Annotated in this window: 16 protein-coding genes; 4 read left to right on the forward strand and 12 right to left on the reverse strand. The window is 41.8% G+C overall.

Annotated elements, in window-relative coordinates; genetic code table 11:
• Positions 1-57 precede the first annotated feature (57 nt).
• The 3 genes from JMY01_RS14310 to JMY01_RS08750 all read right to left on the reverse strand — a co-directional run bounded on the left by JMY01_RS14310 (position 58) and on the right by JMY01_RS08750 (position 2,428).
• Complete coding sequence (locus JMY01_RS14310) at positions 58-408, reverse strand: aminotransferase class I/II-fold pyridoxal phosphate-dependent enzyme (RefSeq protein ID WP_265089862.1); 351 nt, start codon at positions 406-408, stop codon at positions 58-60.
• Complete coding sequence (locus tag JMY01_RS14315; protein WP_265089863.1) at positions 399-1,058, reverse strand: aminotransferase class I/II-fold pyridoxal phosphate-dependent enzyme; 660 nt, start codon at positions 1,056-1,058, stop codon at positions 399-401. The genes JMY01_RS14310 and JMY01_RS14315 overlap by 10 nt, the downstream gene beginning before the upstream one ends.
• Before the next feature lie 299 nt (positions 1,059-1,357).
• Positions 1,358-2,428, reverse strand: a complete 1,071-nt coding sequence (locus JMY01_RS08750; RefSeq protein ID WP_201575196.1) for a histidinol-phosphate transaminase — start codon at positions 2,426-2,428, stop codon at positions 1,358-1,360.
• A gap of 389 nt (positions 2,429-2,817) precedes the next feature.
• Here JMY01_RS08750 and JMY01_RS08755 point away from each other — a divergent pair, with 389 nt between their 5' ends.
• Genes JMY01_RS08755 through JMY01_RS08760 form a run of 3 tightly spaced genes read left to right on the forward strand, consistent with a single transcriptional unit; the run spans position 2,818 to position 4,145 of the window.
• Positions 2,818-3,249 (forward strand): hypothetical protein, encoded by a 432-nt coding sequence (locus JMY01_RS08755; RefSeq protein ID WP_201575197.1) that lies wholly within the window; start codon positions 2,818-2,820, stop codon positions 3,247-3,249.
• A gap of 45 nt (positions 3,250-3,294) precedes the next feature.
• A complete protein-coding gene (locus JMY01_RS14135) occupies positions 3,295-3,534 on the forward strand; it encodes a transposase (protein WP_227677680.1) in 240 nt (79 codons plus the stop codon).
• On the forward strand, positions 3,510-4,145 hold the full coding sequence (locus JMY01_RS08760; protein ID WP_227677788.1) for an IS630 family transposase: 636 nt from the start codon (positions 3,510-3,512) through the stop codon (positions 4,143-4,145). The genes JMY01_RS14135 and JMY01_RS08760 overlap by 25 nt, the downstream gene beginning before the upstream one ends.
• 133 nt (positions 4,146-4,278) lie before the next feature.
• On the opposite strand, the gene JMY01_RS08765 is transcribed toward JMY01_RS08760, so the two are convergent.
• Together JMY01_RS08765 and JMY01_RS08770 are read right to left on the reverse strand one after the other, a co-directional pair.
• On the reverse strand, positions 4,279-4,845 hold the full coding sequence (locus JMY01_RS08765) for an IS630 family transposase (protein WP_201575198.1): 567 nt from the start codon (positions 4,843-4,845) through the stop codon (positions 4,279-4,281).
• On the reverse strand, positions 4,772-5,122 hold the full coding sequence (locus JMY01_RS08770; protein ID WP_201574560.1) for an IS630 transposase-related protein: 351 nt from the start codon (positions 5,120-5,122) through the stop codon (positions 4,772-4,774). The genes JMY01_RS08765 and JMY01_RS08770 overlap by 74 nt, the downstream gene beginning before the upstream one ends.
• Before the next feature lie 94 nt (positions 5,123-5,216).
• Here JMY01_RS08770 and JMY01_RS08775 point away from each other — a divergent pair, with 94 nt between their 5' ends.
• On the forward strand, positions 5,217-5,960 hold the full coding sequence (locus tag JMY01_RS08775; protein ID WP_201575199.1) for a hypothetical protein: 744 nt from the start codon (positions 5,217-5,219) through the stop codon (positions 5,958-5,960).
• Between the two features lie 99 nt (positions 5,961-6,059).
• Here the strand turns inward: JMY01_RS08775 and uvrB are convergent, their stop codons facing one another.
• From uvrB to JMY01_RS08810, 7 genes are all read right to left on the reverse strand, one after another.
• Positions 6,060-8,171 carry an excinuclease ABC subunit UvrB gene (uvrB, locus tag JMY01_RS08780; RefSeq protein WP_201575200.1) on the reverse strand — a complete coding sequence of 704 codons (2,112 nt, stop codon included), beginning with the start codon at positions 8,169-8,171 and terminating at the stop codon, positions 6,060-6,062.
• A 295-nt stretch (positions 8,172-8,466) separates the two neighbouring features.
• A complete protein-coding gene (locus tag JMY01_RS08785) occupies positions 8,467-8,997 on the reverse strand; it encodes an acyl-CoA thioesterase (protein WP_201575201.1) in 531 nt (176 codons plus the stop codon).
• Between the two features lie 220 nt (positions 8,998-9,217).
• Entirely contained in the window at positions 9,218-9,628 is a 411-nt protein-coding gene (locus tag JMY01_RS08790) for a DUF2177 family protein (RefSeq protein WP_201575202.1), read from the reverse strand.
• A 139-nt stretch (positions 9,629-9,767) separates the two neighbouring features.
• On the reverse strand, positions 9,768-11,183 hold the full coding sequence (locus tag JMY01_RS08795; protein ID WP_201575203.1) for a cyclopropane-fatty-acyl-phospholipid synthase family protein: 1,416 nt from the start codon (positions 11,181-11,183) through the stop codon (positions 9,768-9,770).
• 89 nt (positions 11,184-11,272) lie between these two features.
• The gene (locus JMY01_RS08800) at positions 11,273-12,268 is read right to left on the reverse strand and encodes a DUF1365 domain-containing protein (RefSeq protein ID WP_201575204.1); all 996 of its coding nucleotides are present in this window, start codon (positions 12,266-12,268) and stop codon (positions 11,273-11,275) included.
• A 63-nt stretch (positions 12,269-12,331) separates the two neighbouring features.
• Positions 12,332-14,170, reverse strand: coding sequence for an NAD(P)/FAD-dependent oxidoreductase (locus JMY01_RS08805; protein ID WP_201575205.1), 1,839 nt, complete (start codon positions 14,168-14,170; stop codon positions 12,332-12,334).
• A 76-nt stretch (positions 14,171-14,246) separates the two neighbouring features.
• A complete protein-coding gene (locus JMY01_RS08810) occupies positions 14,247-14,987 on the reverse strand; it encodes an SDR family NAD(P)-dependent oxidoreductase (RefSeq protein WP_201575206.1) in 741 nt (246 codons plus the stop codon).
• Between the last annotated feature and the right edge of the window lie 253 nt (positions 14,988-15,240).

A 15,240-nucleotide genomic window follows, 5' to 3' on the forward strand; every position in this document is an offset into this window, starting at 1 on the left:
TAGTGTTGAGACATATACTGCTATTTTAGTATTCGCTAGCCTCTTTTAGCCTATCAACTAAACCCAGCCTTTCTCGCGAAATAATTTTAACACTTTAATGAACACTGCCATCTCATCGGGTGTGCCAAGCGTGAGGCGACTGAAACCTTCAATAGGTGGAAACTCGCGACCAACCACAATGCCATGCTCTCGCATTCTATCGATGTAAGTTTTTACATCACCTGTGACCTCATGGAAAATAAAGTTGGCTTGCGAAGGCAAATAACGCAGCCCCAGCTCACCTAACGTCTCTTCTATCATTTGCCGTGATTGGTTGGTGGTGCGCAAACTGTGTGCCAAGAACTCTTCATCGTCCAAGGTCGCTAGCACAGCAACTGCACCTGACAAATTGGTGTTGTCTATCGACATAAAGGCTCGATAGATGCGGTGGTTTGTGGGCTAGCAATAGCGTAGCCCATGCGCATAGCCGCTAGCGCACATAGCTTTGAGAAGGTACGAATGACGATTAGGTTCGCTGACAACTCCTGCTTTATCCACTCAACCCCACTCTCAAAACTTGGATCCGTAATGTATTCTGAATAAGCTTGATCCAATAAGAAATAGTGGTTCGCAGGGGCGTTGTTTATCCAAGCCTTCAGCTTATGCGTCGCGGTAATGGTTGCCGTTGGATTGTTAGGATTACAAAGATAAAATAGACTGATACCGTCAAACTCATCGGCGGCTTTTTGCAAGTTGTCAAAATCCAAATCATAGTTTTCAGCTATCAGAGGTACTTTTACAACAGACTCGCCGAGAGAGAGTGCATACAATTCTGCGTAAGCGAAGGTAGGATCAGGTACCACCACTTGGAATTGCTTGCCGTCTTTTAATGCTTTGGTTTGTAGCATTTGCACGACGGCTCGGATGTTTTCGCTTGAGCCGTTACCTAGCGAGACTTGGCTTTCTGTCACGCCATTTATCTCGGCTATTTTGCTAATGAGGGCAGCGCGTTGATCATCTGGATAGCGAAAGCCGATATCTAAAGAGTCTAGAATGGCTTGTTTGGCAGAGTCTGACATGCCAAGTGAGTTTTCGTTAGAGTTTAACTCTAGTAAGTTATGAGTATGCACAATGGGTAATAAGCCTAATTGGTAAGTAATTTATGGGATTAATGGGTGCCATATTAAGTGGCATTGGATTTGATTACAAGGGGTCTCCTATACAAACATCAGATACTTTTTTCCAGTCTTCTCTAGCGCCAAAAAAACATATTTGCCATATTTAACCCATAATAAAAAAGATGAGAAACAGCTTGTGCCACTCACCTTTTAAATCTTTATTCACCTCTATTTAGTCGCCACTCTCTTATAATATAATCTCAAATCCAACCTTTCTCCCGAAATAACTGCAATGCTTCAATAACAACCGTCATCTCTTCAGGCGTACCAAGCGTGATACGATTGAAACTTGGGATAGAAGGAAACTCTCGACCAACCGCAATGCCATGCTCCCTCATTCTGTCTATATATGTCTGTACATCGCCTTTAATTTCATGAAAAATAAAGTTAGTTTGCGATGGCAAATAACGCAGTCCCAACTCATCGAGTGTCGCCTCCATCATCTGCCTTGCTTGATTGGTGGTTTGCAAACTGTGCGCCAAAAACGCTTCATCTTCTAGTGTGGCTATCGCGGCAACGGCACCTGATAAATTAATATTATCCGTAGACATTAAGGATTCAATTTCTAAAATAGTTTGCGGATTTGCAATCGCATAGCCTACTCGCAAACCTGCAAGCCCAAATAATTTTGAAAAGGTACGAACGACAATTAGGTTATCTGACAACTCCTGCTTTATCCACTCAACCCCACTCTCAAAACTCGGGTCTGTGACATATCCAAAGTAGGCTTCATCCAGTAAGAAGTAATGGTTTTCTGGGGCATTTTTTATCCAAGTTTTCAGCTTATCCGTTGCGGTAATGATTGCTGTTGGATTATTGGGATTACAAAGATAAAACAGGCTGATACCGGTAAATTCATCGGCAGCATCCTGCAGTCTTTCAAAGTCAAAGTCATAGTTATCGGTAGTCAACGGTACCTTTACCACTGGTACGCCAAGGGAAACTGCATACAGCGCTGCACACCCAAAGGTTGGATCTGGAATGACCAGTTGGAACGCTACGTTTGTCTTTAATGCTTTGTCATGCAGCATTTGTACGACAGCCCTGATACTCTCAATGGACCCATTACCCAATAGAACTTGTTCTTCAGGCACGCCATTTATAGCGGCTACTTTGGTCAATAGTTTGCTACGCTGTTTATCTGGATAACGAGCAGCGCTGCCTAAGGCGTTGATGATGGCTGCTTTGGCAGAGTCTGACATGCCTAAGGAGTTTTCATTGAAGTCTAATTTGAGTAATTTATCAGTATTATTATTGGTATTAGTAAGCATGATATATAATCCGCCTAAGTCGTCCGTGAGTAATAAAGCCCATGCAGCTGATTGATATCATATTAAGTGGCATTTACTATAATTACAAGTTATCTAAACGCCAAATATTAGTTATTAATATTAGTGAATCAAAAGTTAATTTTTAGAAATTAATAAACAAATAGAAATTAGACCTCTTGCATAAGTCGTCACTAGCTCTCACGACGAATTATGCAAGAGGTCTAGTAGACAGTAATAATGTTCCTTAACATTGAATATGTGTAAATGTGTTTGCAGTTGGTAAAAAGCTAATTATAGGCTATCCTAAAGTCTTACTTATGTTTAATAGGTGAATTTTTAGAACTAGAATATAAACAACAAAAACACATTTAAAAATATAGGGGACTTTTATGACTCATAGCTTGAGCGGAAAATGGAAAGCTGGTTGGGCGCTTGATTTGCATACTTTATCTAGTACATTGAATTCTGATGGGAGCTATACGAGTGTAAGATCAGATATCGGAGAAGCACTTTTTTTACTAAAATATCGAAGTGATAATACTCAAATTAGCTATTTAGTAAATGAACTTACAAGGTTTCTAAGAACAAGACTGGTGTTACCTTATGTTGACGTAATCATACCTGTGCCCGCTTCCGTTCAAAGAGATATACAACCTGTTCACGAAATTTGCAAACAGGTTGGAAAAGAACTAAAAATCCCAGTAGACTTTGAACTCATTAAAAAAGTCAAAAACACACAGCAATTAAAATCAATTGAAGATTGTGCTCAAAGGCAAGATATTATAAAGGGAGCATTTGAAGTTATAGTCGGTCTTTTATAAATAAGATACAATACTATTAAAACTAAGAGAAAGATATTAATAACGATGACTTATTCTGCAGACTTCCGGGCGCAAGTGATCAAAAGCGTCAAAAACAAAGACATGACTATTCGTGAAGCGTGTACTTTCTATGACGTTAGCAAGACGGCATTACAACGCTGGTTGAAAAACCCAACAATCAAACAATCTCGGGATAAAGCACCCAGTAAAATACCAAATGAAGACTTCTTCAAGACGTTGCGCAATATCCAGACGATTACATGTATGAGCGAGCACAGCGTTTAAATTGTAGCAAATCAGGCATTGAGATTGCCTTAAAGCGTCTTGGTATCAGTCAAAAAAAGACCTTGGAACATCCAAAAGCCTGTCCGATCAAAAGAGCGATATTCCAGAGTAGGCTTGATCACTTTAAACAGCAAGGCTATCCCATTGTCTATATGGATGAAAGCGGCTTTGAGCACGAGACTATCCGCTCTCATGGCTATGCACCGATAGGTACACCCTGTATAGATAGCTACAACTGGCAAGCAAAAAAGCGTACGAATGTCATCGGGGCATTGTATGAAAAAATGCTGTTTGCGCTTGATTACTTTGAGCAGAATATTAACAGCACCATATTCTACAACTGGTGCAAACGAACACTAATCCCAAGCCTTAAAACCAAATGCGTTATTGTCATGGATAATGCTCGGTTTCATAAAAATAAGCGTATCCAAAAACTACTCAACAGACATGGTCATCGTATTCTTTGGCTACCGCCGTACAGCCCTGATCTGAACCCTATCGAGAAAAAATGGGCTCAAGCTAAGTTTCTACGCCAAGGCTGGTTGGAAAATGACTTATCCAAGTTGTTTTATGATGTTTGTCCTAACCATAACAATTTTATTTTGAACTGACTATATATAAACATTTCCAACATTTGCTTTGCTATATAATGTTTCTGTTAGCTCATTTAAAGTAGTGCCTGATCTAAATAAGTCGTCGATAATAAGAATTTTTTTGTTTTTATATTTTTCTATATCAATATAGTCAATCCACAATAAAAGAGATACAACCCATATCATGAAATAGCTTAGGCAGATTATTCTCCAACCAGCCTTGGCGTAGAAACTTAGCTTGAGCCCATTTTTTCTCGATAGGGTTCAGATCAGGGCTGTACGGCGGTAGCCAAAGAATACGATGACCGTGCCTGTTCAGTAGCTTTTGAATGCGTTTATTCTTATGAAATCTGGCATTATCCATGACAATCACGCATTTGGTTTTAAGACTTGGGATTAGCTTGTGTTTGCACCAGTCGTAGAATATGCTGCTGTTAATGTTGTGCTTAAAGTAATCTAGGGCAAACAGCATCTTTTCATATAGAGCACCGATAACGTTGGTTCGCTTTTTACCTTGCCAGTTGTAACTATCGATACAGGGTTTACCAATCGGTGCATAACCATGAGAGCGAATGGTCTCGTGCTCAAAGCCGCTTTCATCCATATAGACGATGGGATAGCCTTGTTGTTTAAAGTTATCAAGCTTACTGTGGTATATCGCTCTTTTGATCGGACAGGCTTTTGGGTGTTCTAAGGTCTTTTTTTTGACTGATGCCAAGTCGCTTTAGGGCATGATAAATGCCTGTTTTACTACAGTTTAGACGACGAGCTCGCTCATACTGGTAATCATCGGGATGTTCTTGAACATCATTAAGTAGCACATCATCTGGTATTTTATAGGGTTTGGTTTGCCTGGTTGTTTTGCTATGAACACGTCTCTTCCAGTTTTGTATGGTGGTTGGGCTGAGGTTATAGAATTTAGCTGCCTCGGCAAAGGTCATACCCTCGTCTAAGCTTTTTAGTACTTGTTTGCGAAAATCTAGTGAGTAAGTCATGGTCTTTATAATAACAATTGAATTTGATAGTTAGTTTATAACACTTTTAGGTGGGATTGACTATAGTAACACTAACTAAGACTAGGAGTAATAGATGAGCAAGGTTTTTATATCTGGTTCTATCTCTATCAAACAAATACCAAAGGATGTCATTAAAAGTTTAGAAAATATTCAAAGAAGTGGGCTAGAAGTATTAGTCGGTGATGCAGATGGAATTGATAGAAAAATACAAGATTATTTTAAAAAAAATAATTATGAAAACATATGTGTTTATTCAATCTATAGTCCTCCTAGAAATTTAAGCTCTCCTGTATTCCGTAAGAAGTTAATCAATGTTATGGAAGATATTAAGAAGGAAAAAGAGAGACAAACACTAAAAGATAAAGCGATGACTGAAGATAGTGACTACAGTTTAGTAGTCTGGGATGGTAAAAGCAAAGGAAGCCATAAAAACATACTACGTGCTTTAGAACTTAAAAAGAAGGTAAAAGTTTATCTAACTTATACAAATCAGTTTATAGATCAGAAAAAAGTCAATAAAAATGAGATTGATTTTATATATTATGAACATAATGGGTATTCAGCTAAAGAAGTAGTAGACTATTTAATAAGCGAGGGTAAAGAATATTTTAAAAACACTAGGGCATTGAATAAATACTTATTAGATAATAAGATTATTGAAAAAACAGAAGATATTTATATTCCTCTAAAAAAACAAAATCTATTTATTATCGAGACTTATAGGGGTAAAAACTCTGGATTAAGATTTAAAAATGAATTTATAGATTGGATAGAATCGACAGTGAACATCCCAGCCAAACAAGATGGGTTGTTCTGATTAAAAAAGAAAATTTTTTGAATAATTATTAAACGAATATTTTACAAATAGTGTGGGTTTTATTATATTAAACCCACTCTGCCATTTTTCTCTCACCATCTAAATCAAATGCGCTTTTAGCTCTAACACCTTATCTCTGGTCTTCGCCGCATCCTCAAACTTCAAATCGCGTGAGAACTGTTTCATGAGCTTCTCAAGACGATTAATCTCTTTGGCAAGCAAATCAGGGCTACGTAATATGCTAATATCGACATCAGGCAGATGACTTTTGACTGGAATGGCTTGATTGTCGTTGGCGTCCAAGTCTTCGCCAGTATCGATTTTGTCTGTGACATTTCGGCGCGCGCCTTTTGGCGTAATGCCATGTTCAAGGTTAAAGGCGACTTGCTTTTCACGGCGACGATCAGTCTCCTCGATGGCTTTTTGCATGCTAGGCGTAATACGATCAGCATAAAGAATGGCTTTACCATTCAAATGCCGCGCTGCACGGCCAATGGTCTGAATCAAAGAACGCTCAGAACGCAAGAAGCCTTCCTTATCCGCATCAAAGATAGCAACCAGTGACACTTCAGGCATATCAAGACCTTCACGCAGTAGGTTAATGCCAACCAATACATCATGAACACCAGTCCGCAGCTCATGAATAATCTGCATGCGCTCAACGGTATCGATGTCTGAATGCAGATAAGCGACTTTGACATCATATTCTTTGAGATAACTGGTCAAATCCTCTGCCATGCGCTTGGTCAAGGTGGTAATGAGTACGCGCTCATCGAGCTCACGACGTTTGGTAATTTCAGACAACACATCATCTACCTGCGTCAGCACAGGGCGTATCTCAATCTCAGGATCAATCAAACCTGTCGGACGCACGACCTGCTCGACGACTTGCTCGCTACGTTCAAGCTCGTATAACGCTGGCGTGGCGCTCACATAAATCGTGGCAGGTCTGATACGCTCCCATTCTTCAAACTTCATTGGGCGATTATTCATCGCGCTTGGCAGACGAAAGCCATAATTGACGAGGTTTTCTTTACGCGATCTGTCCCCTTTATACATTGCCCCAACTTGTGACACGGTGACATGCGACTCATCGATAAATAGCAGCGCATCCTCTGGAATGTAGTCAAACAAGGTCGGCGGCGCCTCCCCTGACGGACGGCCAGACAGGTGCTGTGAATAGTTTTCGATGCCGTTACAGTAGCCGAGCTGTTGAATCATCTCGAGATCATATTGAGTACGCTCTTTGATACGCTGCGCCTCAATCAGCTTATTATTGTCACGGAAATACTCTAAACGATGCTCAAGCTCATCACGAATCGTATGGCTTGCCGCCTCGAGCTTATTACGCGGAGTCACATAGTGCGACTTCGGATACAGGGTGATACGTGGCACACTACGCACTGTTTTGCCAGTTAAGGGATCAAACCAAGTGATCTTCTCGACTTCATCATCAAACAAATGCACTCGGACAGCCAGCTGCTCAGACTCTGCTGGATAGATATCCAAAATCTCACCACGCAAACGATAAGTACCACGGCCAAAGTCAAGCTCGTTACGCGTATACTGCATCTCAACTAGGCGCTTAATCATCGCCGTGCGATCTACGCGATCACCGACGACGATATGTAATAGCATTTTCAAATAGCTTTCTGGATCACCCAGACCGTAAATACAAGACACGGATGCGACGATAATGGCATCACGGCGCTCTAACAATGCCCGCGTGGCTGATAGGCGCATTTGATCAATATGATCATTGATGGCACTGTCTTTTTCGATAAAGGTATCACTGGCCGCCACATAAGCTTCAGGCTGATAGTAGTCATAATAGCTGACAAAGTACTCAACCGCATTGTTCGGAAAGAAGGCTTTGAACTCACCATATAACTGCGCGGCAAGCGTTTTGTTGTGCGCCATGATAATGGTGGGACGTTGGCTTTCAGAGATGACTTTTGCCATGGTATAAGTCTTACCGGAGCCAGTGACCCCAAGCAACAACTGCTCATCCATGCCAGCATCGATACCTTTTACCAGCTTCTCTATCGCCTGCGGCTGATCACCAGCTGGCTCAAAGTCCGTGACCATCTCAAAAGCACGACTTGATATTTGTGTCCCTGAGGCATTGACACCACTGATTTCAGCTTCGTCTTGCAGCTGAGTGGCCAATTGGTTTAACTGACGCGACGAGCGCGGTTCAGGCATTCGCATAATGGCTTTCTTCCTGGTATTTATAAAAGGTTATAATGAAGTAAGGTTTACAACAGTATGGGGGTCAAGCTGCTCTTTTTAAAGGATAATTGCAGGTTTCATCCTTCATCTCAGCCTATTAACAACCAATATAAAAACAGCAGATGCCACCAAAAAGCCACCATGAAGGTGGCTTTTGTTTGTGCACTATCGGATAAATAATAACCAGACGATATGCTCAGTTCTCAAGCGCTAACGCCTCAATCTCTGCTTGCATCTTGGGCATCATCTTTGGCATCGACTCTTATTCAAAACATCACTCGTGCTCATTATCTGCATTATCGAGATCACAGCTGGGGCGCTTTGAGCTTCCCATACGCATATTTTTACGCTCAAGTGCCGCATCAGCACGGCATTGCTGTAGTGGTGTCTTGATATCTAGCGGTGGAATAGGCGTTGGTTTACCATTGTCATCGATGGCAACCATGGTAAAGTAGCAGCTATTGGTATGGCGAATAGTGCGCGCGCGCACATCTTCGGCCTCAACACGTATCCCTACTTCCATCGATGTCGTACCGACATAGTTGACGCTGGCAGCAAAAGTCACCAATTCACCGACATAAATAGGCTCACGAAACATGACTTGGTCAACCGATAGCGTCACTACATAGTTACCACTGTAACGACTGGCACAGGCATAAGCGACTTGATCGAGCATTTTCAGTAGATCACCACCATGAACATTACCAATGAAGTTTGCCATGTCAGGCGTCATCAGTATTGACATATATAATTCGTGGTTTAAGGGGGCTTTTTTGGCGGTTGAAGAAGTGTTGGACTGTGCCATAGTATTCCTTATTTAGCAGTGCTCTGTTAGGGCTGTATAAACGATAGATCATTAGGGCGTGTCCTCAATCTGAGCTATTGCATCTAAATGGGCTAAAAATGAGGACACGCCCTAGTGTAGCGCGAATCACGTGTTTTATCACAGTGTCTTGTTGGTCATTATTCGCCAGTCAGCACTAGTGAGCCGACTGTAATTAGTATACTAAAGAGGCTTACAAGGTTTAGTTGAGCCAGTTAAACTGATATGCCAACCATGCCACAACCGCACTGACCGTCCCTGTGAGCAGTCCGCCCCACACAAAGTCCACTAGTGCCGTGTCTAGAGTAAAGCCTTTATATAGCGCTAAACTGGTAAAGTCATAAGTACCATAAGCCATCAGACCTATCAAACCGCCTAATAAAAATATATAACCGATCGAACTGCCTGCTTTTATTTGCGGATACAAGATCAATATGCAAAGAGCAAATAAATAAAACATATAAAACACGCCTGCGGCTATCATGTTTGGCTCATCAGCCAACAAGTGGCCGATGCGCTTTTCGTAAAATAACCCTGTCATAGTTTTGAGCCAGACCGCATCAATACCCAAAAATATAACGACAGCTGCTAGATAGACAAATACATACCCCATGACAGTCTCCTTTTACAACATTGTTTTATAATGGCAGCTAAATATCGATGACGGTTGCACCTGTTTATCACCTACTTATTGCCTATCTATCTATTGTCTACTTATGCTTATCATTAAGTTAAGTTAACTTATTCATTGATCAAGCGGTCAACGTATCTGCAGCTGGTAAATCAGAAAAATGCAGCGTGTCGGTATTATCTGGCTTCACCGCGGTGACTTGTACAACGCCAATCGTCCGTTCCAAAAACCCACCTTCACAGTAGCCAAAATAAAACGCCCACAAACGAATAAAGGCTTCATCATAACCGAGGGCGCGGATAGCGTCGCGCTGTGCCAAAAAGTCAGCACGCCAATCACGCAAGGTATGAGCATAATCAAAGCCGTAATCATGTAGTTGCTTGATAACCATATCAGTCTGCTCAGTAAACTGCTTAGTTAGCTCTTGATTGGACAGTAAGCAGCCACCAGGGAAAATATGCGTCTGGATAAAGTCCACTGACTTTAAATAGTCTTCATAATTTTGATCGTTAAAGGTGATGGCTTGCAGCACCATCAACCCTGTTGGTTTAAGTAAACTATTACATTTTGCAAAGAACGTCGGTAGGTATTCATAACCGACGGCCTCAATCATCTCAATACTGACCAGTTTGTCATAGTGCCCTGTTAGTTCACGATAGTCTTGCTTGAGCAGCCTGATTTTGCTCGACAGTCCTGCTTTTTCGATACGGCGCTGCGCCTCAGTATACTGTGCATCAGAGATGGTCGTCGTGGTTACTTGACAGCCATAATGGGTGGCGGCATAAATAGCAAAGCCTCCCCAGCCAGTACCAATTTCTATGACGTGGTCATTTTCCCTCAACTGCAAGCGCTGACAGATGAGCGCCAGTTTATGTTGCTGTGCCTGCGCTAGAGACGTATCAGGCGTTACATAGACCGCTGATGAGTACATCATGGTCGGATCCAAAAAACGCTCGTACATGGCATTACCCAAATCATAATGCGCTAATATATTGGACTTTGACCCTGCCTTGTCATTGCCGCGCAGTCGATGCTTGGCTTTTTCTAGAGCTTTACTCAACCCGGCGAAGCGGTTCTCCAGACCATTAAACACGGCTAGATTACGTGCAGCCAGTCGTATCAAACCTGTTAAATCTTCCGTATCCCACTCACCCTCGATATAGCTATCGGCAAGCGCAATTGAGCCACCAAATAACAGTCGGCGATAAACATTGGCATCATGAATTTTCATAGTGACATGTAGTGGATGTCGGCCTACCGCTGAGCTACTAAGGTGAGCGGGGGTTTTTCCATTAGGTTTTTTGACGTCCTCACCAAAGGTTTGACGATTTGCAGTACCTTTGCCATAGGCCTCAATGAGAGTCAAACTCCCAAATTGTAAGTTTTTTAATGCGCGACATATCGCCTGTCTCGCCAAATAGTTCACACTGTTACTTACAGGCTTAGCAAAAGCGCTGTCATTCACTGTTTTGCTCACATGAGCACTAAGCTTCTCTAGCTTTGAGTTAGGTGTGCGGTCGGTTGGCCTAGTTGGCATAGTGTTAACATCCTTATTCATACGTTTTTATTTCTTCACCTGCTGTTTAAAACTCTCTTAACTGCGCTCACTATGCTAAAACCAAATAGCTAACTGGGACTTTTTGAGTCATCCTGCTGACTGTCTACCAGTTTTTCGTCATAGTTAATATAAGGTACTTTTTTAATCGCATAGAGCTTAAGCGCATGCCAATAGATTCGTGTCAGTGAGGTGATATTCATTAGCGGGTTTTTCCGTAGACTGTCACGAACCGTATCCGCGCTCATGGGTACGCCTGTCATCTTAATACCTGTTTTAAGCACCTCACCACGCACATCACTGATATTGATAGCGATACGGACTTGTAGGCAGTCATCTGCTTGTTTTGTCACTTTTACCTGCCAGCGATATAGCTGGTCTATAGGATTAAAGGGTGATACATGAAAATCTTTATCATGACAAAACTCTGTGTCCGTGCCATCAAGTAAAAACCCATAATAATGACGCTTATCCCAAGGGGTATTAGATACCTCAGCCAAAAGATGAGTCGGCACTCGCTGCTTATCAAAGCCCAAATAAAAATTGACTGGGCTAAAGTACACACCCACATTACGACAAACCATCATACCGATCATATCACCTGTTGGAGCACTATCAGTATTATGAATAAAGGCTTGGTTTAAACGCTGCTGCAAAGCTTGCATAGGATTAACGTCGTCATTGATTGGATTAACCCTACTTTCATTAGTCGTATCATCAGTACTACCTACATCCTTTTGCTCTAATTGTTGCAAATAGTCATCAGGATAAAATTGCTGCAAAGCTTTATGCTGAGCAGAAAACAGCGGCAAAGCTTTTGCTAGCATTTTATTAAAGGGCAGTTTTTTTAGAAACTTGCTTTTATCGACTGCTGCATTCACTTCGGGTAATGCCTGCCCTGCCGCCAAAGCACTGATATTGATGCCCCAGTAGCGATACGGATACGCAAACTTATGCACACTTGGCAATAAACGACTATGCCATGTCGTGCCATGAAGTATTTGATGCGGCATCAAGGTTGCTGTTTTAGTTTTTGTAGGGTCAGACGACTGCTCTTTGGTGGGCATAACATTCTCTTTTATAGATAATTTGTTGGGTCTCATCCTTCAACACCCAACAATTTGACCTCATTAACTCTTCACTTTACGGCGACCAAAAAGACCACGCTTTTGCTTGATCGGTGCCTGAGGTTCCTGCTGCAAGCTAGCTACATAATCATTGAGCTCTTGGTTGGTAGTCGCACTCATCACTTGGCGCTTTTGCAGCTTACGAGTATTTCTGTCTGCTTTGATAGGCATATCTTTATAACGAAATGGCGTATGTGCGCTATCGCCATCAGGCAAATGGTTTGGATCTACTGTCTCTTTGATGTCAATTGCGCTACCGAGTGCCTGACACACTCGCAGCCCGCTACGCACCCCATCTTCATGGAAGCCATTAAACCAATATGCACCACAAAAATGCGTCTGTAAACCATTGCCAGAGATGCGTGACCACTCATTTTGCGCAGCAATCATCTCTTTATCAAAAATCGGATGACTATAATGAATGCTTTTAATGGCTTGTGCTTCGTCAATACTGCTGTTGAGTGTAGACGGATTGAGAGTAACCAGATAGTTGTGCTGCTTGGTCAGACGCTGCAAGATATTCATATGATACGTCAGTACTGGCTTTGACGCTGTCTGCTTTGCAGCTGCTTGTTTTGATGCTGTTGGCTTTGAAGCTAGTTGCTGATCTTTTAGCGTCTGCTCTTTGTCTGACTCTTCATCAATCAGCTCGCCATCAAGCAGCTCATCATCAAGCAAGTAGTTCCAACTTGCCCATGCCAACGGCTTTTTCGGTAGCAGCTTGCTATCCGTATGCAGCACCGCCGTATTTTTAGTAAAACGAAAATTCTCTAACACTTCAGCCTCATTTACACTGACATCTTTTAATAGCTTCAGCGCCGTATCGGCATGACAAGCAAAGATAACCTCATCAAAAACCAACTCTTGCGCATCTATCTTATCTTTCGCAGTCGTCATATTATTATCTGTGACGGTTAGTGTGACATGACCCTCATGACGCACCACCGACTGCACAGGAGTATTGACTCGAACCGTGCCCCCTGCCTTAACAAAGCGTGGAATGAGCTTATTGACATACTGTTTGGAGCCACCTTTAATCGTAAACCACTGCGGACGATTGACAATGTCTAGTAGACCGTGATTGTCAAAGAATCGTGCAAAGAATATCAAGGGTAAGTCTTGTACTTCTTCCAGGCTGGTCGACCAAATCGCGGAAACCATGGGTAGCAGATAGTTATCGGTAAACAACCGCCCATAACGCTTACTTGCCAAATAATGACCAAGAGTTTGCTCAGTGAAAACACTGGTGTCTTGCCCTTCTATACGCGCGGTCTCAAACTCTTGACGTAGCTGTTTGATATGCTTATTAAACTGCAAAATGTCATTAATAAATCGCCAAAACTTAAGACTCAATACATTTTTGCGCTGCGATAACAGCGTATTGATTGTATGTCCGTTGTATTCAAATTTTTGGGCGCTGTTTTTTACTGAAAAACTCATGTCCGTTACCTGAAAGGGTATTTGCAAGTCATCAAGCAGGCGAAAAAAGTTAGGATAAGTACGCTCATTAAACACGATAAAACCCGTATCTATCGCACTCTTTTCTACATGCTTATCCTTTGCAAACAGCCCTTTTTCCTTTTTACCATACTGCAGCGTCACATCGATGGTATTTACATGGCCACCGATATAATCATTGGCCTCAAATATCGTCACTGCATATTGACTGGCCAAAGGCGGCTTAGATAAGTAATGGGCACAAGTCAATCCAGATACACCAGAGCCTATGATAGCGATGCGTTTTTTGGCAGGTACTTCATCAGCATTGGTAGTAGCATTTGCAATCTTACTATTTTGATTATTATTTTTATCTGCTGAATGTTTACGACGGATGAATGACATATTTGCAGCTTCTTCTATTTGGTTGTTTACAAGTAATAATGCTGGGTTAAAAACCCAGCCTACGCCAAAAAATCTATTAATTATCTTTGTAAAGCTTTTCACTGACTTGCTGCCATAGCAGATCAGGTAGCAATCCTAGCGTCTTAAGCGGTAAAGTAAGCTTTTTGGGAAACTCAATTACCTCATCACCATTTTCGATGCCGTCACGAATGGCTTGGCTTGCCTGCTCGGTGGTTTGAATAAATGGCATTGGGAAGTCATTTTGCTTGGTCATCGGCGTTTTTACAAACCCTGGTACTACCAGACTGACGTCGACATTATGGGGCGCTAAGCTAATTTGCAAGGTTTTCATCAAATAATGAATCGCTGCCTTTGAGCTACCATAGGCCTCAGCACGAGCAAATGGAACATAGGCCGATGCAGAGCCAAGGCCAACCAAACGTCCCTGTGACGCAATCAGCTTGGGTAATACCCCTTCAATGGCATGCGATAACGTGCCCATATTGACAGACATCACTTTCATAAAGACACTGCTATCAAAATTTGGCATGTCTAAATACTCGCACATCCCCGCACCACAAATCGCTAAATCAATCTGGTCGATTTTATCAAAGGCCTCAATGACTTTGTCACGATCCATTAGATCCAAGTCGATTGGTATGGCGCCTAGTTTTTTTAGCTCAGATAAGGCATCGTCATCACGGCCAACCGCGTACACCTCGTGGCCTGCTGCTAAGTAATCTTTAGCCAGTTGATAACCAATACCAGAAGTCGCGCCAGTGATGAGGATGTGTGATTTTTCAGGAGAGTCAGCCATTAGAAATGTCCTTTTTATTAATGTTCTATTAGGAATAGTTTTGACATAGAATTATCGGATATCAATTTTCGCAATCAGAGGGCTATCTTGTGCATATTTAATACGCCTTTCCGTTAGCTATCTTGACGTTATCTATATTGATAAAATCAAAATAATTATAATATAACGCTCTATAATTAATGTTGTGACTTCGCAAGTAAGTGTGCCATTTTCATACAGCCTTCATGATTGACGCTTAGTATTTAAAGCTAAA

The organism is Psychrobacter sp. H8-1 (assembly GCF_904846575.1).
Classification (GTDB): Bacteria; Pseudomonadota; Gammaproteobacteria; order Pseudomonadales; family Moraxellaceae; genus Psychrobacter; species Psychrobacter fulvigenes.

What these genes read in the sequence shown, in the direction of transcription:
- JMY01_RS14310 (WP_265089862.1), bottom strand. Translation starts at nt 408, where the DNA reads ATGTCGATAGACAACACCAATTTGTCAGGTGCAGTTGCTGTGCTAGCG.
- JMY01_RS08760 (WP_227677788.1), top strand. Translation starts at nt 3,510, where the DNA reads ATGTATGAGCGAGCACAGCGTTTAAATTGTAGCAAATCAGGCATTGAG.
- JMY01_RS08810 (WP_201575206.1), bottom strand. Translation starts at nt 14,987, where the DNA reads ATGGCTGACTCTCCTGAAAAATCACACATCCTCATCACTGGCGCGACT.
- JMY01_RS08750 (WP_201575196.1), bottom strand. Translation starts at nt 2,428, where the DNA reads ATGCTTACTAATACCAATAATAATACTGATAAATTACTCAAATTAGAC.
- JMY01_RS14315 (WP_265089863.1), bottom strand. Translation starts at nt 1,058, where the DNA reads ATGTCAGACTCTGCCAAACAAGCCATTCTAGACTCTTTAGATATCGGC.
- JMY01_RS08800 (WP_201575204.1), bottom strand. Translation starts at nt 12,268, where the DNA reads ATGCCCACCAAAGAGCAGTCGTCTGACCCTACAAAAACTAAAACAGCA.
- JMY01_RS08805 (WP_201575205.1), bottom strand. Translation starts at nt 14,170, where the DNA reads ATGTCATTCATCCGTCGTAAACATTCAGCAGATAAAAATAATAATCAA.
- JMY01_RS08785 (WP_201575201.1), bottom strand. Translation starts at nt 8,997, where the DNA reads ATGGCACAGTCCAACACTTCTTCAACCGCCAAAAAAGCCCCCTTAAAC.
- uvrB (WP_201575200.1), bottom strand. Translation starts at nt 8,171, where the DNA reads ATGCGAATGCCTGAACCGCGCTCGTCGCGTCAGTTAAACCAATTGGCC.
- JMY01_RS14135 (WP_227677680.1), top strand. Translation starts at nt 3,295, where the DNA reads ATGACTTATTCTGCAGACTTCCGGGCGCAAGTGATCAAAAGCGTCAAA.
- JMY01_RS08790 (WP_201575202.1), bottom strand. Translation starts at nt 9,628, where the DNA reads ATGGGGTATGTATTTGTCTATCTAGCAGCTGTCGTTATATTTTTGGGT.
- JMY01_RS08775 (WP_201575199.1), top strand. Translation starts at nt 5,217, where the DNA reads ATGAGCAAGGTTTTTATATCTGGTTCTATCTCTATCAAACAAATACCA.
- JMY01_RS08770 (WP_201574560.1), bottom strand. Translation starts at nt 5,122, where the DNA reads ATGACTTACTCACTAGATTTTCGCAAACAAGTACTAAAAAGCTTAGAC.
- JMY01_RS08795 (WP_201575203.1), bottom strand. Translation starts at nt 11,183, where the DNA reads ATGCCAACTAGGCCAACCGACCGCACACCTAACTCAAAGCTAGAGAAG.
- JMY01_RS08755 (WP_201575197.1), top strand. Translation starts at nt 2,818, where the DNA reads ATGACTCATAGCTTGAGCGGAAAATGGAAAGCTGGTTGGGCGCTTGAT.